The sequence below is a fragment of the Streptomyces sp. B21-083 genome (genome assembly GCF_036898825.1).
In the GTDB taxonomy this organism is placed as follows: domain Bacteria; phylum Actinomycetota; class Actinomycetes; order Streptomycetales; family Streptomycetaceae; genus Streptomyces.
This window is the reverse complement of record NZ_JARUND010000001.1, coordinates 2,348,348-2,363,813: the sequence shown is the minus strand read 5'-3', so window position 1 is coordinate 2,363,813 and position 15,466 is coordinate 2,348,348. Positions and strand designations below refer to the sequence as shown.

At 69.0% G+C, this 15,466-nt stretch carries 23 protein-coding genes and 1 pseudogene; 20 read left to right on the top strand and 4 right to left on the bottom strand.

The features are described 5' to 3' along the window. Positions 1 to 71 precede the first annotated feature (71 nt). The gene (locus tag QA861_RS10670) at positions 72 to 1,463 is read right to left on the bottom strand and encodes a M1 family metallopeptidase (protein WP_334588091.1); all 1,392 of its coding nucleotides are present in this window, start codon (positions 1,461 to 1,463) and stop codon (positions 72 to 74) included. Between the two features lie 182 nt (positions 1,464 to 1,645). Between QA861_RS10670 and QA861_RS10665 the strand changes: the two genes are divergently transcribed. Both QA861_RS10665 and QA861_RS10660 read left to right on the top strand, forming a co-directional pair. Continuing rightward, entirely contained in the window at positions 1,646 to 3,160 is a 1,515-nt protein-coding gene (locus QA861_RS10665) for a 3' terminal RNA ribose 2'-O-methyltransferase Hen1 (protein WP_334588089.1), read from the top strand. Further along, a pseudogene (locus QA861_RS10660) lies at positions 3,157 to 4,329 on the top strand (AAA family ATPase); the annotation flags it as partial. The gene QA861_RS10665 and the pseudogene QA861_RS10660, both read left to right, overlap by 4 nt. Positions 4,330 to 4,411: 82 nt before the next feature. Here the strand turns inward: QA861_RS10660 and QA861_RS10655 are convergent. From QA861_RS10655 to QA861_RS10645, 3 genes are all read right to left on the bottom strand, one after another. Next, positions 4,412 to 5,815, bottom strand: coding sequence for a tyrosine-type recombinase/integrase (locus QA861_RS10655; protein ID WP_334588087.1), 1,404 nt, complete (start codon positions 5,813 to 5,815; stop codon positions 4,412 to 4,414). 15 nt (positions 5,816 to 5,830) lie between these two features. Continuing rightward, the gene (locus tag QA861_RS10650; RefSeq protein WP_334588086.1) at positions 5,831 to 6,274 is read right to left on the bottom strand and encodes a hypothetical protein; all 444 of its coding nucleotides are present in this window, start codon (positions 6,272 to 6,274) and stop codon (positions 5,831 to 5,833) included. Between the two features lie 164 nt (positions 6,275 to 6,438). After that, on the bottom strand, positions 6,439 to 6,876 hold the full coding sequence (locus tag QA861_RS10645) for a hypothetical protein (protein ID WP_334588084.1): 438 nt from the start codon (positions 6,874 to 6,876) through the stop codon (positions 6,439 to 6,441). Between the two features lie 289 nt (positions 6,877 to 7,165). On the opposite strand from QA861_RS10645, the gene QA861_RS10640 reads away from it, so the two are divergent. The 18 genes from QA861_RS10640 (at position 7,166) to QA861_RS10555 (ending at position 15,425) form a co-directional block, all read left to right on the top strand. Continuing rightward, entirely contained in the window at positions 7,166 to 7,402 is a 237-nt protein-coding gene (locus tag QA861_RS10640) for a helix-turn-helix domain-containing protein (protein ID WP_334588082.1), read from the top strand. Between the two features lie 5 nt (positions 7,403 to 7,407). Continuing rightward, a complete protein-coding gene (locus tag QA861_RS10635; protein ID WP_334588080.1) occupies positions 7,408 to 7,686 on the top strand; it encodes a helix-turn-helix domain-containing protein in 279 nt (92 codons plus the stop codon). A gap of 87 nt (positions 7,687 to 7,773) precedes the next feature. Then, complete coding sequence (locus tag QA861_RS10630) at positions 7,774 to 8,679, top strand: DNA replication protein DnaD (RefSeq protein WP_334588078.1); 906 nt, start codon at positions 7,774 to 7,776, stop codon at positions 8,677 to 8,679. Further along, on the top strand, positions 8,676 to 9,041 hold the full coding sequence (locus QA861_RS10625; protein ID WP_334588076.1) for a hypothetical protein: 366 nt from the start codon (positions 8,676 to 8,678) through the stop codon (positions 9,039 to 9,041). The genes QA861_RS10630 and QA861_RS10625 overlap by 4 nt, the downstream gene beginning before the upstream one ends. After that, the gene (locus tag QA861_RS10620; protein WP_334588074.1) at positions 9,038 to 9,751 is read left to right on the top strand and encodes a hypothetical protein; all 714 of its coding nucleotides are present in this window, start codon (positions 9,038 to 9,040) and stop codon (positions 9,749 to 9,751) included. Before QA861_RS10625 ends, QA861_RS10620 begins: the two co-directional genes overlap by 4 nt. Then, on the top strand, positions 9,748 to 10,077 hold the full coding sequence (locus QA861_RS10615) for a helix-turn-helix transcriptional regulator (protein ID WP_334588072.1): 330 nt from the start codon (positions 9,748 to 9,750) through the stop codon (positions 10,075 to 10,077). Before QA861_RS10620 ends, QA861_RS10615 begins: the two co-directional genes overlap by 4 nt. Then, positions 10,074 to 10,328: a hypothetical protein gene (locus QA861_RS10610; protein WP_334588070.1), complete on the top strand. Its 255-nt coding sequence runs from the start codon at positions 10,074 to 10,076 to the stop codon at positions 10,326 to 10,328. The genes QA861_RS10615 and QA861_RS10610 overlap by 4 nt, the downstream gene beginning before the upstream one ends. Beyond that, positions 10,325 to 10,642 carry a hypothetical protein gene (locus tag QA861_RS10605; RefSeq protein ID WP_334588068.1) on the top strand — a complete coding sequence of 106 codons (318 nt, stop codon included), beginning with the start codon at positions 10,325 to 10,327 and terminating at the stop codon, positions 10,640 to 10,642. Before QA861_RS10610 ends, QA861_RS10605 begins: the two co-directional genes overlap by 4 nt. Continuing rightward, a complete protein-coding gene (locus tag QA861_RS10600) occupies positions 10,639 to 11,013 on the top strand; it encodes a hypothetical protein (RefSeq protein ID WP_334588066.1) in 375 nt (124 codons plus the stop codon). Before QA861_RS10605 ends, QA861_RS10600 begins: the two co-directional genes overlap by 4 nt. After that, complete coding sequence (locus QA861_RS10595; protein ID WP_334588064.1) at positions 11,013 to 11,318, top strand: hypothetical protein; 306 nt, start codon at positions 11,013 to 11,015, stop codon at positions 11,316 to 11,318. Before QA861_RS10600 ends, QA861_RS10595 begins: the two co-directional genes overlap by 1 nt. Further along, the gene (locus tag QA861_RS10590; RefSeq protein WP_334588062.1) at positions 11,315 to 11,770 is read left to right on the top strand and encodes a hypothetical protein; all 456 of its coding nucleotides are present in this window, start codon (positions 11,315 to 11,317) and stop codon (positions 11,768 to 11,770) included. Before QA861_RS10595 ends, QA861_RS10590 begins: the two co-directional genes overlap by 4 nt. Next, a complete protein-coding gene (locus tag QA861_RS10585; protein WP_334588060.1) occupies positions 11,767 to 12,282 on the top strand; it encodes a hypothetical protein in 516 nt (171 codons plus the stop codon). The genes QA861_RS10590 and QA861_RS10585 overlap by 4 nt, the downstream gene beginning before the upstream one ends. Further along, positions 12,275 to 12,511, top strand: a complete 237-nt coding sequence (locus tag QA861_RS10580; protein WP_334588058.1) for a hypothetical protein — start codon at positions 12,275 to 12,277, stop codon at positions 12,509 to 12,511. Before QA861_RS10585 ends, QA861_RS10580 begins: the two co-directional genes overlap by 8 nt. Beyond that, positions 12,508 to 12,657, top strand: coding sequence for a hypothetical protein (locus tag QA861_RS10575; RefSeq protein ID WP_334588056.1), 150 nt, complete (start codon positions 12,508 to 12,510; stop codon positions 12,655 to 12,657). Before QA861_RS10580 ends, QA861_RS10575 begins: the two co-directional genes overlap by 4 nt. Beyond that, positions 12,654 to 13,124, top strand: a complete 471-nt coding sequence (locus QA861_RS10570) for a hypothetical protein (RefSeq protein WP_334588054.1) — start codon at positions 12,654 to 12,656, stop codon at positions 13,122 to 13,124. Before QA861_RS10575 ends, QA861_RS10570 begins: the two co-directional genes overlap by 4 nt. Continuing rightward, on the top strand, positions 13,121 to 13,996 hold the full coding sequence (locus QA861_RS10565) for a PD-(D/E)XK nuclease-like domain-containing protein (RefSeq protein ID WP_334588052.1): 876 nt from the start codon (positions 13,121 to 13,123) through the stop codon (positions 13,994 to 13,996). Before QA861_RS10570 ends, QA861_RS10565 begins: the two co-directional genes overlap by 4 nt. Then, entirely contained in the window at positions 13,993 to 14,880 is an 888-nt protein-coding gene (locus QA861_RS10560; RefSeq protein ID WP_334588050.1) for a hypothetical protein, read from the top strand. Before QA861_RS10565 ends, QA861_RS10560 begins: the two co-directional genes overlap by 4 nt. After that, positions 14,877 to 15,425, top strand: coding sequence for a hypothetical protein (locus QA861_RS10555; protein WP_334588048.1), 549 nt, complete (start codon positions 14,877 to 14,879; stop codon positions 15,423 to 15,425). Before QA861_RS10560 ends, QA861_RS10555 begins: the two co-directional genes overlap by 4 nt. Positions 15,426 to 15,466: the final 41 nt, after the last annotated feature.

Here is a 15,466-nt window from a genome sequence, read left to right as displayed (position 1 = left end):
ATATCCGTGCTGTAACGGGATTCGGGCCGGGCACCGCAGGCACTCCCGGCCTGGTCCCGGCCCTGTGCGGCTCAGCGGATGCGGTGCTTCCGCCAGAAGGGGCCGAGGTCCCTGTGCGTCATGGACTGTGCGGCCCTTTTGAAGGCGGCGGTGGTGGAGACGCCGTACCAGTGGTCGTGGGCGTACTTCTTGATGAACCGCGCCATGGTGCCGGCCCCGAGGACGCGTTCCAGGCCGGCCAGGGCGCAGGGGCCGGTCCCGTACACGACCTGGAAGTACTCGTCACGGTGTGCGGACCAGTAGGCCATCGAGTTGGTGAGTGCGGCGGTGGGGCTCGGCCAGGAGTCGTCCGAGCAGTCGAACCCGTCCCAGCCGTAGTAGCGCGCGTTGGCGTACTGGGCGAAACTCTCGTCCAGCCAGGGCGAGTGGTACTCGTCGTTGCCCACGATGCCGTACCACCACTGGTGGGCGACCTCGTGGACGGTGGCGCTGCCCTCCTCCGTGGTGCCGAGGACGACCAGGCCGGGGTATTCCATGCCGCCGGCGAACCTGTGGGTCATCACGAGGTCGATCTCGCCGTACGGATAGCGGCCGAACTCCTTGCTGAACAGGTCGACGGCGGCGACGCCGTCCTTGCGGTTGAGGCGGACGCCCGCGGCGGGTGTGTCGGGCGACCAGTACGACTTCACGCGCACGCCGCCCGGCGAGGTCTGGATCGCGGTGCGGAACGGGCCCGCCGCCCACGCGAAGTCCCGGACCCGCTGGGCGACGCTGTGGGTGACCGTACGCCCGGGCCGGCCGGCGCGGGTCCAAGTGCGGCCGGTCGCCGGGACCTTGAGGGCCGACGGGTGGTCGAGGCGCACCCGGAAGTCGCTCGCCAGTGTGTAGAAGCTCTCGCCGTACGACACGTACGGATCGAGGTGCCACCCCTTCGCGTCGTGCACGGCGAGGACCGGCAGCGCGTTGCCCAGGAAGCGGAACGCGCCCTCGCGGCCGAAGCGGTTGTTCCGGCCAGGCACGGTGATGGACACGTCGAAGGCGATGGCCGTCCGCGCGCCGTGTGCGAGCGGCTTCGGCAGGGTGATGCGCAGCGCCGTGCAGTTCACGGTGAGGGGGCCCGGAGCGCCACCGCGCACCATGGACACCCTGACGGGAGACGGCCTGCCGGGCGTGCCGCACCCGTCGTCGCCGTTGCCCCACAGGCGCACGTACACCTCGCGCAGGGGGCGCTCGGAGGCGTTGCGGAACGACACCTGTTGCCGGCCCGTCCAGTGGGAGCCGTCGGAATCGCCGCGCATATTCACGTCGTAGCGGAGGCGGTCGGGTGTCGCCGCGGCCCCGGCGGTGACGGCTCCGGCGGTGACGGCTCCGGTCACCGTGGAGGCAGCTGTCACCAGCAGCGCGAGCATGACGACCAGCAGACGGAGAGCGGTTCTTGACGACCAGGCGGGCAGCGACGACATGGCAGCGGATCTTGTCACAACGTTCCGACGCCTGACCCCTGTATGAGAGAAGAGAGGCGGTCGGCTCCGCTTCGGCGAAACCACTGTCCAGAGAAAATGCCCGAGTACGCCGGGTGTGTTCGCTGTACGTTGACGAACAGCAAGTATTCCCAGTTCAAACCCTTCTCTGAGGCCTGGCCACCGTGTTCCTGACGATCAGCACCACCGGCACTCCCGAACGCCCCGCGACCGACCTCGGCTACCTGCTGCACAAGCATCCCGAGAACGCGCAGACGTTCTCCACCTCCTACGGCACCGCGCACGTACTCTACCCCGAGGCGTCCGACGAGCGCTGCACGGCCGCGCTGCTGCTGGAGGTCGATGCGGTCTCACTGGTCCGGCGCGGCAAGGGCAAGGGGCGCGGCGGGGCGCCCGACGCGGCGCTGGCGCAGTACGTCAACGACCGTCCGTACGCCGCCTCTTCGCTGCTCGCGGTCGCGCTCAGCGCGGTGTTCAGCAGTGCCATGAAGGGCCAGTGCCGGGCGAAGCCCGAACTCCCGGGCGAGGCACGTCCGTTGAGCATCGAGGTGCCCGCGCTCCCGGCCCGGGGCGGTGCCGATCTCGTACGGAGCCTCTTCGAGCCGCTCGGCTGGACGGTGACGGCCGAACCGGTCGCGCTGGACACGGAGTTCCCGGAGTGGGGCGACTCCCGGTACGTGCGTCTGCACCTGGAGTCCGACACGCTGACCCTTGCCGAGGCGCTGCGTCACCTGTACGTACTGCTGCCGGTCCTCGACGACGCCAAGCACTACTGGGTCGCACCCGACGAGGTCGACAAACTGCTGCGGGCCGGCGAGGGCTGGCTGCCCGCGCACCCGGAGCAAAAGCTGATCACCAGCCGCTATCTGTCCCGGCGTTGGTCGCTGACCCGGCAGGCGATGGAACGGCTGGAACTGGTCCGGCTGGCCGAGGCCGACGACAGCGAGGTCGAGGAGATCGACAACGCGGTCGAGGACGAGACGGAGGCGGAGCCGGAGGAGAAGCCGACGTCGCTCGGCGTACAGCGCCGGGACGCGATCATCGCGGCGCTGAAGACGGCCGGGGCCACCCGGGTGCTCGATCTCGGGTGCGGACAGGGCCAGTTGGTGCAGGCGCTGCTCAAGGACCCGGCGTTCACCGACATCGTCGGTGTGGACGTGTCGATGCGCGCGCTCACCATCGCCTCGCGGCGGCTGAAGCTGGACCGGATGGGGGAGCGGCAGGCGTCGCGCGTCAAGCTGCTCCAGGGCTCGCTCGCCTACACCGACAAGCGGCTCAAGGGGTACGACGCCGCCGTACTGTGCGAGGTCGTCGAACACCTCGACCTGCCGCGGCTGCCGGCCCTGGAGTACGCCGTGTTCGGCGCCGCCCGCCCCCGTACGGTCCTCGTGACGACGCCGAACGTCGAGTACAACGTCCGCTGGGAGTCCCTCCCGGCCGGCCACAGTCGCCACAGCGACCACCGCTTCGAGTGGACGCGGGAGGAGTTCCGCTCCTGGGCGGAGAAGGTGGCCGAACGGCACGGGTACGAGGCGGAGTTCGTGCCTGTCGGCCCGGACGACCCGGAGGTCGGTCCGCCGACCCAGATGGCCGTGTTCACGAGGGGGACCGGGACCGGTGACGATGCGGCGACCACGACCATGACCACGAGCGAGAAGAAGGAGGCGGAGGCAGCATGAACAGCGTTGAGAACGTCGCGAGTGTCGAAAGCAAGGGGCGCGTGCTGCCCGTCACCGACCTCTCCCTCGTGGTCCTGATCGGGGCGTCCGGCTCGGGCAAGTCCACGTTCGCCCGGCGGCACTTCAAGCCGACCGAGATCATCTCCTCGGACTTCTGCCGAGGTCTGGTCGCCGACGACGAGAACGACCAGAGCGCCAGCGGGGACGCCTTCGACGTCCTGCACTACATCGCGGGCAAGCGACTCGCGGCGGGCCGCCGTACGGTCGTCGACGCGACCAACGTGCAGGAGAGCAGCCGGAAGCAGCTGATCGAGCTGGCGCGGCAGTACGACGTCCTGCCCATCGCCGTCGTCCTCGACGTGCCCGACGACGTGTGCGCCGAACGCAACGCGTCCCGCACCGACCGGGCCGACATGCCACGCCGGGTCATCCACCGCCACATTCGCGAACTCCGTCGCTCCCTGCGCCACTTGGAACGCGAGGGGTTCCGGAAGGTGCACGTCCTGCGCGGTGTGGAGGAGATCGAGAGCGCCGAGGTCCGCACCGAGAAGCGCTTCAACGACCTGACGCACCTCACCGGCCCCTTCGACATCATCGGCGACATCCACGGCTGCGCGTCCGAACTGGAGTCCCTGCTCGGCATGTTGGGCTACGAGGACGGGGTGCACCCGGGCGGTCGTACCGCCGTCTTCGTCGGTGACCTCGTCGACCGCGGTCCGGACAGCCCGGGAGTGCTGCGCCGGGTGATGTCCATGGTCTGCTCGGGCAACGCGCTGTGCGTGCCGGGCAACCATGAGAACAAGTACGGCCGTCACCTCAAGGGCCGCAAGGTCCAGCACACCCACGGGCTCGCCGAGACCATCGAGCAGATGACGAACGAGAGCGACGAATTCCGCACCCAGGTACGGGAGTTCATCGACGGCCTCGTCAGTCACTACGTCCTGGACGGTGGGCGACTGGTGGTCTGCCACGCGGGCCTGCCCGAGAAGTACCACGGCCGTACGTCGGGCCGGGTGCGCTCGCACGCCCTGTACGGCGAAACGACCGGTGAGACCGACGAGTTCGGCCTGCCGGTGCGCTACCCGTGGGCGGAGGACTACCGGGGTCGGGCGGCGGTCGTCTACGGCCACACTCCTGTCCCGGAGGCGAGCTGGCTGAACAACACCATCTGGCACAACATCGAGCCCCGACCAGCGGACAGGCGCCGCAGGATCGGGGCTCGCGTTGCATCGATGGAGACAACTTGCCTGGTCAGGCCGGTACTGGGACCTTCTCGCCGTCCACTACGACCTCGGCCCCCGGCGCGGAATCCGCCCCCGATCGCGGGGCTTCCACTCCCCGGGGAGCGGCTGGGGAGATCTTTTTCGGGGGGCCCTCAAACCAGTTCTGCATCGCGGTGCGGCCCCGGCCATCAGCCTCGGGCATCATGTGCGCATAGATCCGGAGAGTGATCGACGGATCCGCATGGCCCAGCCACTTCGAGACTGACACAACCGACTCCCGTGCGTCCAGCTGCACACTGGCGAACGTGTGCCGCAGCGAGTGAAAGCCCATCTCCCGGTTCTCCGCGTACCGCCTCACCGTCCGGAACCTGCCCGGCCTCCCCGCGATCGCCCTCTTCGACACCTCGGGCGGATCGATCAGCCCGGCCGCCTCCAGCGCCGGCTTCCAGAAGACGTCGTTGAAGTAGTCCCGCCGCCAGGCCCCGCCCTGCGCCGCGGTGAACAGCAGCTCGAACGTGCGCGGCGCCCGCTCCTTCAACTCCTTCTCCGTACCCTCCTCGTCGGGATCACCCCACGGCAGCTCCACCGCCTTCGCCGGCCACCGCTCCAGGTGCTCGCTCACCCGGACCAGCAGATGGGCGGCGACCGGAACGGTGCGCGTCTTGCGGCCCTTCGGCAGCGCGTAGACGAGTTTCGACCCGACCTTCTTTATCTGCCTCTGCACATGGATCACTTGGGCCTCATGGTCGACGTCCCCGGGAGCGAGCCCGAACACCTCGCCCTGCCGCAGCCCGGCGCCGACACCCAAGTCGACCATGAGCTGCACCCGGGGATCGATGGACGCCCGCACCGCAAGCACGCGGTCCCGTGTCCACGCGCTGGCTCGGGGCTCAGGCCTCGTCGGCGGCCGCACCGTCTTCTGTGAGCGGCAGTAGTTCTTGGTGATCCGCTCGTCGTCGACCGCGGCCTGCAAGATGGCCGACAGTGCGCCCCACACGTCGTTCACCGTGCCCGCGCCGAGCTGGGCGTTGAGCGTCTTCAGCCACGCCCGCAGCTGGGGGGTCTTGATCCCGTTGAGGGGCTTGGATCCGAGGTGGGTCAGGATGTGGTTCCACACCTTGCCCTTGATGGTCATGCTGGTGATCGGGTCCGCGTAGTCCTGGTCGGGCCACCAGTGGTCCTCGACGTACTCGCGGAGCAGGATGTTCCCGTCGCGCGGGTCGATGAACTCACCGCGCGTCGACTCGTGCTGCGCCTTGGCCAGCCACGCCTTGGCGCCCCCCACACCCGTCACCTTGTCGAAGCTGCGGTCGCGCACGCCCGGCACCCCGGCGACGCGGTACCGCTTCCCCTGATTGCAGCGCTCGGTCGGGACTGTGCGCTTGCCCTGGGCGTCCTTCTTGTACCAGCGGTCCTCGATGTACCCCGCCACTGCCGCCCCCCTAGTTCACGCCCGCCTGGCGGGCTCCGGAGAGTTGTCGATGATCTCTCCGCCGTACAGCTGGAACCACTGCCCGCCCGCGAGATGCTCCTCGGTGACGGGGTTCATGACCGCCGCGAACTCGTCGACGCTCAGCGAAGGGTCGATGAAGACGCTGAGGAGCCCCTTGCGCTCCTCGACGTACGCACCGTCTTCCTCCTTGCACTCCAGAAGGTATTCGACCCGGAGCGGCCGGCCGGGAGAGTTGCAGGAGACGATGTCGTCCTTCCACAGCTGGAACCACCTAGCCGATCTCATCAGGTCGTCGACCTCGATGTTGAGTCGGCCAACCACGTCTTCGAGTGGCGCGTTCCTGTCGAGTCGAATCCTTATCCGCCCGCGCTCTTCGTCGATCTGGGCCAGGCGGCCCGGCGCCAGGTCTTCGACGGCTTCGTAGGCGACATCCAGCATGTGCCCTCCCCAGGAGCAACGGTGCAGTGTGGGCCAGATCGGCCAGAATCGCACGGTTGGTGAAGGGTACGTCTACTGTGAGTCGCCGACAATCAGTTGATGAAAAGTCTACTTACGGACAATATCGATCGGATGCCGCCCCGGCGTGATGCCGGGCCGGCCAACTACCCGTCGTCGTCTTCGCGCTGAGCCCGATCGTCGGCCTCCATCATCAGCCGCCAGCGCCTGGCCTCGCCCTGTGACTTCCCCGCGAGGTGGCCGACGATGATCCGGACCTCCTCGTTGTAGCCGGCCAGCTCCTTCGCCTCGTACAGCAGCCACTGCTTCGCCGCCGCTTCCTTGACGCGCTGTAGCGGCTTACCGAGGGCCGCAGCGATCGCACCGAGCCTCTCGGGGGAGGGTGAGTTGGTGGGCGGCTTGATGACGATGTCGTTCAGGTACGCCTTGGAGACGGTCGTGCCGGTCGCCGGGTCGATGGCGCGGGCGGCCATCTTGCCGTAGCTGTCGCCTCTGTCGATGGCTTCCTGGATGAGCTGAGAGAGGGCGCCCGGGAGGGAGGTGCTGGCCGTGCCGGGATCTGGCGCGGTGGCCGGAGCCGTCATGTCCTCTTCCTCTCGTGTCACTTCAGAACCCACCGTCTCTACGGGTACGGGCACGCATCGGCAAAGTAGCAGCTCACTCCGTACAACCATCGCGGGATGGAGACGAAACGTCTACAGATCAATGCTATCGCGCCAAGATCTTTGCTGATTACTGACGGCAGGCCGTAGGAAACGGTGGACGATTCGTCTCCGGCGTGCTTAACTCGTCTCATCAAGGCCGCTCCGCACTACGGGGGAACCATTGAGTCGCCGCTACACGCTCAGAAGTGCACAGATCTTCAGATGGATCATGAAGCACCCGGGTCGCGGAACGCCATTCGGCTACGACAGCCTGGCCGAAGCCAGCGGCTGTGGACGTGGCCTCATCGAGAAGCTCGCCACGGGCAGGCAGGACAGTGCGGATATCGCTGACGCCCACTCCCTTGTGGAGGCGCTCGGCGTCGCCCTGCTGGTCCTCTTCGCGCCCAAGGCGTCTCCAGAACTCGACGATTCGTCTCCAGAAACTCCCCCCACCGAAAAGGAGTAACCCCCATGCACAACAGGAAGGGACCCCGACCCGGCCCCCCGCAGGGCTCCCTGTGGATAGAGGATGCCGCCGCCTATCTGGGCGTCGAGCTCACCACGCTCCGCAAGTGGCGCCTCCTCGGCAAGGACGCAGCCCTCGGCATGTACGGCTTCAAGGTTGGCCGGTACGTCGCCTACAAGATCGTCGACCTTCAGGCCTACCTCGACGGCCAGTACCGCGCGGCCACCGAGATCGACCCGGACGCCGCCTACGGCTCCCGGTCGCCGGAACCCCGCGTCGCCTGACCCTGCACAAACGCCGAAGGGCCGCCCGCTTGTCCGGCTCGGCGACCCCACGACCGGTGCTCAACCCACAGTGAAAGGAGGAGCTCCGTGCTCCCCATCCTCCCATCGAACGAGCAGTCCCCGTTCGACAGCATCCGCCGCATCCGGCCGGATGGCTCCGAGTACTGGAGCGCCCGCGAGGTCCAGCCCCTCATGGGCTACCCGCGCTGGCAGGACTTCCAGCGGCCGATCGAGCGCGCCCTCGCCACCGCCCGCAACACGGGCATGGACACGGCCGAGCACTTCAGGGGATCCCCTGAAAACTCCTCCGCTCGCGTCGGCCGCCCCCGCAAAGACTTCGAGCTGACGCGGGGTGCCGCCTACCTGGTGGCCATGAACGGCGACCCGAACAAGAACGAGGTCGCCGCCGCCCAGCTGTACTTCGCGGAGCGGACCCGCCAGGCGGAGCTCGCGCACAGCCCGTTCATGGTGCCGTCCACGTTCGCCGGCGCACTGGAGTTGGCGGCGCGTCAGGCCCGCGAGTTGGAGTCGGTCCGCGCGGAGAACACGGACCTGGTCGCGACGAACGCGAAGCTGTCGCCGAAGGCTCGGGTCGCCGACCAGTACGAGGCGAACCCGGGGATCACGCCGACGGTGTTCCACAAGGCGCACTTCCCGGGCGTCGGGGAGCGGGACTTCTTCGAGCACCTGTACCGCAAGGACTACCTGCTGGATCAGCGGAACACGCGCTGGGACGACCGGAAGCAGGAGTGGAAGGACGGTACGGAGCACGCGCACCCGACAGCGAAGGGGAAGCGGTACTTCTACCTGGCGCCCCGGCTGGACCGGAATGGGGTGCGCCGTCAGCAGACGCTGGTGATTCCGGGCGAGGCCGAGCTGGACTTGGTGGCTGCGCTGGAGCGGGATGGTCTGCCGTCGCGGAACCGGCCGGCTCTGCCAGGTGCGGATGTGGTGGAGCTGTCGCAGCAGCGCCGGATCGGTGGCGTCCGATGAGTGCTTCCCCGATGGAGATGCCTCTGCTGGACGCGGACAAGTCCCGTGCGCTGGCGCAGAACCGGAACGCGTTCACCGTCGACTGCCTGATCGACACGACGGGCCTGCCGGCGCCGGTGCGGATTCCGCGCGCGGAGTCGGTGCACGTGATGGTCGCGGATGTCGATGACCTGGGCGAGTGGCTGCGGTCGCTCGGCGGGGAGATCCACGTGAGCCCTGAGTTCGAGGGCGTCGAGCTGTGGACGCTGCACGCGTCGACGGAGTCGGTTCGGTCCGGTGGTCTGGTGCCGGTGTTGGTGTCGGTGCCTGTGCCTGCGGGTGAGCTGGTCATGGACTGGATCCGCAAGGCGGTGCGGTCATGAGCGAGCCGATCACGAACCTCTCGGATGCGGTGCGCGAGTACGGCGCCCTGCCGGTCCCGCTGGGCTCACCGGCTGACCGTCAGCTGGCCGCGCTTCAGTCGATGGTCGCGACCTCGGACAGCGTGACGACCGCCATGGCCACGGTCGCGGATGCGTCCGCTCTGGTGGCCGGGCTGACGGCCCGGGTCGCGGAGCTGGAGTTGGAGCGCTCGAAGTACGTGGGCGCGGAGCCGACGATCGCGGAGGAGATGGCGTACCTCTCGCGCTGTCTCGACTCGGTCCTGTCCTTGTGTGACGAGCAGGACAAGGCGGCCCGCCTGTTCGAGCTGTCGCAGCCGGAGTGGATCGCGAGGGTCCGCGAGGCGGCTGACGGTTTGGTGGAGCGCACCTCGTATCCGCCGGCTCTCCCGTGGGCGCGTCTGATGGACGACGAGGATCTGGCGGAGTTCATCGACGAGTTGGCTGATGCGGCGACTCGGAACGCCACCGGCGAGGAGCGGTTGGCGGCGGTCGAGGAGGTGTGCGGCACGTGGCGTCTGATCGCCGAGGCGCAGGACGGTCACAACACGGCGCCGGGCCCGGACGCGGTGACGCAGGTGTTCGTGCCGGTGGCGTCGCCGCGTGAGGTCATGGACGGCGAGCACTACGCGTTGGTGCACCACGACTACCGCACGGGCCACGACCGGCCCGAGACGGGCGGCTCGCGATGACCGCCACGTTCGGGAAGTGGCTGCGCTCGGCGCGTATCGAGGCCGGGCTGTCGCAGCGGCAGGTCGCCGAGGCCGTGGCGCCGCACGGCTTCCACTGGCTTCAGTCGAAGATCGCCAAGATCGAGGGCGGGGATCTGACGCCCCGGCTCGATGAGGCCGTGGCGCTGGTGGCCGTTTTCGATACGACGCTCGATGTCGCGCTCGGGTTGAAGCTCGACAGCCCGATCAGCCTGGCCGCGCAACAGGCCCGGTCGGCGGCGAGTCGTCTGGTTCTGCTTCAGCAGATCCGCGCGTCCATCGACGCGGAGATCGGCGGCACCTCATGACCGGCCTGTCTCTCGCCGAGGTGAGCTTCCTCGCGCTCGGTACTGCCGGGTTCGCCCGGTTCGGCTGGTGCCTCGTCTACCTGATCGCCGACGAGGAGCCGTTGCCCGCCTGGCTGGACAAGGCGCTGGACGTGGCCGTGGGCGCCTACTTCAAGGCCCATGCCGCCGCCTCCCGTTTCTCCCTGCGCGATGCCGAGGCCGACCTCGCCGCGCTCCTCATCCTCACCATCCCCACCGGGAGCCACTCATGAACGGTCCGGATCACTACCGCGAGGGCGACCGCCTGCTCGCGCTCTCCGAGGACACGCCGTCGAACTTCGACGAGACGAGCCCCGCCGCGACGCTGCTGGTCGCGCAGGCGACGGCCCACTTCCTTGCCGCTCAGGTCGCCGCGACTGCCATGCGGGCCTTCATCGACGGCACTGAACTCGGCGCGAGCGAGGACGAGTTCCGGGACTGGTACGACGCCATCGAGATCGGCGTACGGGACTACGAGGGTGTCGCGTTCGGCGGCACCACGGACCCGTCGATCGTCTCCCAGCAGAACGCGGAGAACGCCCGATGACGTATCGCATCGACGGGCCGATCCCCGTCACCCTCCGCCCGACTGAGGACGGCGTCGACCTGGACGTCACCAGGTACCTGGTGCAGGCGGTGTTCACCTCCCTGTTCGAGGCGGCCGACAACAACCCGGAGGGCTTCGGCGACGAGTTCGCCGACATGCACTCGCTCGCCCTGTCCGCACAGCGCGGCGGCTCCGACTCGCACGCCCGGCGCGAGTTCGACGAGCGCATGGCGAAGTACCTGGACGAGTTCGCGGACGAGGGCCGGATCCGCTTGTACGCGAGCGGCCTGCGGCAGTTGCGGGACGCGGCCAAGGAGATCGCCTCGCCCCGCCCGGTGCCCGGCCAGCGGTCCGAGGGGAGTGCCGCCTGATGGACGCCTACGACTTCTGGACCAAGAGCGGCTGTGCCGACTCGGGCACCTACCCGCTCGCCACACTTGCGCTGCGGCCGGGCAACGAAGCCAACGCCAACGTGCTGAAGATGCTGTTCAAGACCGGGACGCCCGTCGATGAGCAGCTCGCGGTAGCGGACCGGGTTCTCGCCGGGGTGCAGCGCTGGCGAGACGGCATCGCCGAGGCCGCTCAGACGGAGCGCACGGCTGTCGACGAACTCGCGGCGGCCCGCGAGGAGATCGCCCAACTCAAGGCAGAGCGCGACGGCGGTGAGGGCGAATGAGTGACGCCCGTGCCCGCATCCACGCCATGTTCTCCCTGCCTGGGCAGATGGAGTCCGACCTCGACGAGCGCCTCAACGCCCTGATCGCCGAGGAACTCCGTGCCGTCGCCGCCGACCTGGGCACCCGCGTCCACGCCGGCGGGCCCCGGGCGCGCGGTCTGGCGTTCGCCCGCCAACTCCTCACCGCTCGCGCCGACGGCACTGAGCTGGAGCCGGAGCGCCGGTCCGTCGACCACTTCAGCGTCGCCGCATCTCTCCGTACCCGGCCGCGCACATGGGGTCTGGTCGGCGACTACAGGAGCAGTTCGAGCGCCCAGAGTGTCGCCTCCACGATCCGGGGCGGGGTGGGAAACATCGCCGCGTACCGGCCGTCGGGCTCGTTCGAGGCGCGGGTGGCGCGGCTGAGTGACGGGTCTCGCGTGGAAGCCCGGTACGTCGGGGGTGCCTCATGATCGTCCGCCGTCGTAAGCGCCCCGCCGAGGTGGCCACCGTCCAGTGGACCGGCACCAACGAGGCCGAAGTCCAGACCTTCACCGGGGACGTGAACTTCTGCGCCCTCGACGAAGCCGACCGGGCCGACGGAGACATCGACCCTCAGGCGACCGCCAAGGTGTACGACCGACTGCACTCCACCTGGGTGCTGGTCTTCACCGGGCAGCACATCGTGCGCGGGGTCGTCGGCGAGCTCTACCCGATCGCCGAGTTCGTGCTGGCCGAGACGTACGACATCGTCGACGAGGACTTCTTCCAGCCCGGCCACGGCTACACCCACCGCGACGGCTCCGACTTCCGGTGCGTCACGGTCACCGCCCACCCGCAGACCGGGGAGCGGCTCGCCATGGGCTGGCACATCGACAGCTGGGGCCTGCACTACCCGGCCACCGTCGGCATCAACCAGTGGCGCCACGAGTACGACGGCGTCCAGCCGCCCGCCGACACCGAGGCGGGTGGCCGGGATGTCTGACCGGATCCGTACCCGTCAGGGCGCGCTCCTCGCCGAGGTCCGCAGGGTCGGCGGCAGGTTCACGACCGGGCAGGCGCACCGCTTCTACCGGGCGACCGGGTGGGGCCCGTGCCGGACGACGGCCCGCAAGGACCTTCAAGCCCTGGCCCGGCTGGGTCTCCTCGACGAGCGGGGCCCGGTCAACGCCCGCGTCTACACGCTCGCCCACGCTGCGGCGGTGACCGGATGACCCTCCGTCTCGCCTGCCACTGGGCGGCCACCGCGGGCAGCGCCCTCGCCGCCGACATCGCAGCCCTCGGTTTCACCGCCGGCCTCGCCGTGTGCCTCATCGGCTACGCGGTGGCGCCCGACATCCGGAAGGAGCGCCGGCCATGACGGACACGACGATCCGCCGCGAGTACCTGCTTGCCGCCATTCGACGCTTCGGTGGCGGCCCGGTCACCACCAAGCGGGCACTGAACATCTACGCCAAGTCGCGCGAGTGGGCCACGGTCAGTCGGAACACGGCACGCCGTGACCTGCGAGACCTGGCCCGGCGCGCCTACCTCGTACCGGCCGAGCACCGCGGCGCCCGCTTCTACAAGCTCGGCACCAACCCCAAGCCTGCCCACCCGGTGCGCGGGGCCCGGAAGGCCGTCCTGGAAGCGATCCAGACGGAGGGCGGCGAGTGGACCACCGGCCGCGTCAGGCGCACGTGGCGCCAGCACACCGGCACGCATGCCCTCCGTATGAGCGTCCGCCGCTTCCTCGCCGCTGCGCACCGGGACGGCCACCTCGACCGCCACGGCTACGACACGGCGCGCCGCTACTACACCGCCCGCCAGGAAGGCGCTGCCACGTGACCACCACCATCGAGCCGCAAGCCGACACTGCGCCCGCGCTGGGCATGCACAACGACCTCTCGAACGAGGCCTACCACGCGGACGTGACGTCCCTGTCGTCGTCCGGCGCCCGGAAGCTGCTGCCGCCGTCCTGCCCCGCCAAATTCCGCTATGAGCAGGACAACCCGCAGCCGGCGTCCAAGACGTTCGACTACGGCAACGCCGCCCACAAGAAGGTGCTCGGCAACGGGCCCGAACTCGTCGTCATCGAGCACGACACCTGGAACACCAAGGACGCCAAGGCTGCAGTCGCCGAAGCTCGCGAGCGCGGCGCCATCCCACTCAAGCAGCACGAGATGGACATGGTCGACGCGATGGCCGCCGCCATCCGCCGGCACCCGCTCGCCGCCGCCCTCCTCGACCCCGCCTACGGGGCGCCCGAGCAGTCCGGGTTCTGGATCGACGAGGCGTCCGGGATCAGGCGGCGCGTCCGCTTCGACTGGCTGCCGTCCATTCAGGAAGGCCGCCTGATCATCCCCGACTACAAGACCACGTCGGACGCCAGCAACGAGGCGATGCAGAAGGACATCGACAAGTACGGCTACAACCAGCAAGCCGACTGGTACGAGACCGGAGCACGCGCCCTGAACCTGGGCGGCATCGACGCCGAACTCCTCCTGATCGCACAGGAGAAGAAGGCCCCGTACCTCGTGAACGTCATCGGCATCGAGTTCGGCTCCCGCGTCATCGCCGAGGCCAAGAACCGCCGCGCCATCGAGACCTTCGCCGAGTGCACCGCCTCCGGCTACTGGCCCGGCTACGCCGACAACGAGCCCAACTACCTCGCCCTGCCCGGATATGCGGAGAACCGCGACAAGGAGCTTTACCTGTGAACTTCCCCGCCCAGATGCCCGCCGCGCCCGGCCCTGACCGTATCGGTCAGCAGACCGCCGTCGAGCAGTCCCGTGCCGTCGCCGAAGTGCAGGCCGCCATCTACGTGGCCCGCCAGTTCCCCCGCGACGTCGGCCGCTCCCGCACCGCCATGCAGTCCGCGTGCGGCTCCATGGCCCTCGCCGAGAAGGCGTTCTACAAGTTCCCGCGCGCCGGCGGCTCGGTGGAAGGGTCGACGATCCACCTCGCGAAGACCCTCGCCCAGGCGTGGGGAAACATCCAGTACGGCGTCTCCGAGATGCGGCGCGACGACAGCTTCCGCCAGTCCGAGATGCAGGCCTGGGCGTGGGACGTCGAGGCCAACACCCGGCACGTCCTCACCTTCATCGTTCCGCACGCCAAGTTCGCCAACAAGCAGGTCCAGCCGCTCATCGACCTGCGGGACATCTACGAGAACAACGCGAACAACGGTGCCCGCCGCCTGCGTGAGGCGATCTTCGCGGTGATCCCGGACTTCTTCATCGACGAGGCCGAAGAGCTCTGCCGGGAGACCGTCGCCAAGGGGGACGGCAAGCCCCTCCCCGAGCGCATCGACGGCGCGGTCAAGGTGTTCCAGCAACTCGGCATCAACGCCGACCGCCTGGAGCAGAAGCTCGGCCGGCCGCGCGCGCAGTGGAACGGTGCCGACATCGCCCAGCTGCTCATCACCCACAAGTCGATCCAGCGTCGCGAGATCGCCGTCGATGAAGCGTTCCCGCAGGCCCGCATCAGCGGCGCCGAGATCAAGGGCAACGCCAGCAACAGCCGCAAGCAGGCGCCTCCGGAGGACGACCCGTGGGCCGGCCAGGAAGTCGCCCAGCCCGGCAGTAAGGGGGCCGCCGCATGAGCACCGACCAGCGCGCCCTCCTCGACACGCTCCTCGAACGCTGGCAGGAAGTCGCCGAGGCATACCGGGCCAAGCTCGACGAGCCCGAGGACGAACTGTCCCGCCGCTACAGCGACTACCGGCACATCTACCTGCGGAACATCCGTGACCTGCGGCGAGTCCTCGACTCCGGTCGGGTGCCCTGCTCGCTGATGACCGATGAGGAACGCCGTCGCGGCGACTGCGGGCGCGCCCATGAGGACGAGCACGACAAGCGCGGCTGGATCGGGGCGATGGCCACCACCGATGACCCGTGGACTCAAGTGGAGGAGGCCGCTGCCCGCGAGCCATGGGGTCCCGGCGTCACCCGCGACCAGGCCATGGCCAACGTCGTCGCCCTGCACCTCGCTGAAGCCCTCCTCGATGGCAAGTCCGAGGAAGTACGCACCTGGGCCCGAGGTCTCGCCCACGAGCTGAAGCGCGAGCGCATCGACCTGATCGACGACATCGGCGGCCACATGCAGCGGATGGCGCTCGGCGGCCCCGACAGCGAAGTCCCGTTCTAACCCGCACGCCAGATGGCCGCCCCGCCCGCCGAAATCAGGCG

Coding starts and splice junctions, on each gene's coding strand:
- QA861_RS10670 (WP_334588091.1), bottom strand. CDS start 1,463: ATGTCGTCGCTGCCCGCCTGGTCGTCAAGAACCGCTCTCCGTCTGCTG.
- QA861_RS10650 (WP_334588086.1), bottom strand. CDS start 6,274: ATGCTGGATGTCGCCTACGAAGCCGTCGAAGACCTGGCGCCGGGCCGC.
- QA861_RS10645 (WP_334588084.1), bottom strand. CDS start 6,876: ATGACGGCTCCGGCCACCGCGCCAGATCCCGGCACGGCCAGCACCTCC.
- QA861_RS10640 (WP_334588082.1), top strand. CDS start 7,166: ATGAAGCACCCGGGTCGCGGAACGCCATTCGGCTACGACAGCCTGGCC.
- QA861_RS10635 (WP_334588080.1), top strand. CDS start 7,408: ATGCACAACAGGAAGGGACCCCGACCCGGCCCCCCGCAGGGCTCCCTG.
- QA861_RS10625 (WP_334588076.1), top strand. CDS start 8,676: ATGAGTGCTTCCCCGATGGAGATGCCTCTGCTGGACGCGGACAAGTCC.
- QA861_RS10620 (WP_334588074.1), top strand. CDS start 9,038: ATGAGCGAGCCGATCACGAACCTCTCGGATGCGGTGCGCGAGTACGGC.
- QA861_RS10615 (WP_334588072.1), top strand. CDS start 9,748: ATGACCGCCACGTTCGGGAAGTGGCTGCGCTCGGCGCGTATCGAGGCC.
- QA861_RS10610 (WP_334588070.1), top strand. CDS start 10,074: ATGACCGGCCTGTCTCTCGCCGAGGTGAGCTTCCTCGCGCTCGGTACT.
- QA861_RS10605 (WP_334588068.1), top strand. CDS start 10,325: ATGAACGGTCCGGATCACTACCGCGAGGGCGACCGCCTGCTCGCGCTC.
- QA861_RS10600 (WP_334588066.1), top strand. CDS start 10,639: ATGACGTATCGCATCGACGGGCCGATCCCCGTCACCCTCCGCCCGACT.
- QA861_RS10595 (WP_334588064.1), top strand. CDS start 11,013: ATGGACGCCTACGACTTCTGGACCAAGAGCGGCTGTGCCGACTCGGGC.
- QA861_RS10590 (WP_334588062.1), top strand. CDS start 11,315: ATGAGTGACGCCCGTGCCCGCATCCACGCCATGTTCTCCCTGCCTGGG.
- QA861_RS10585 (WP_334588060.1), top strand. CDS start 11,767: ATGATCGTCCGCCGTCGTAAGCGCCCCGCCGAGGTGGCCACCGTCCAG.
- QA861_RS10580 (WP_334588058.1), top strand. CDS start 12,275: ATGTCTGACCGGATCCGTACCCGTCAGGGCGCGCTCCTCGCCGAGGTC.
- QA861_RS10575 (WP_334588056.1), top strand. CDS start 12,508: ATGACCCTCCGTCTCGCCTGCCACTGGGCGGCCACCGCGGGCAGCGCC.
- QA861_RS10570 (WP_334588054.1), top strand. CDS start 12,654: ATGACGGACACGACGATCCGCCGCGAGTACCTGCTTGCCGCCATTCGA.
- QA861_RS10555 (WP_334588048.1), top strand. CDS start 14,877: ATGAGCACCGACCAGCGCGCCCTCCTCGACACGCTCCTCGAACGCTGG.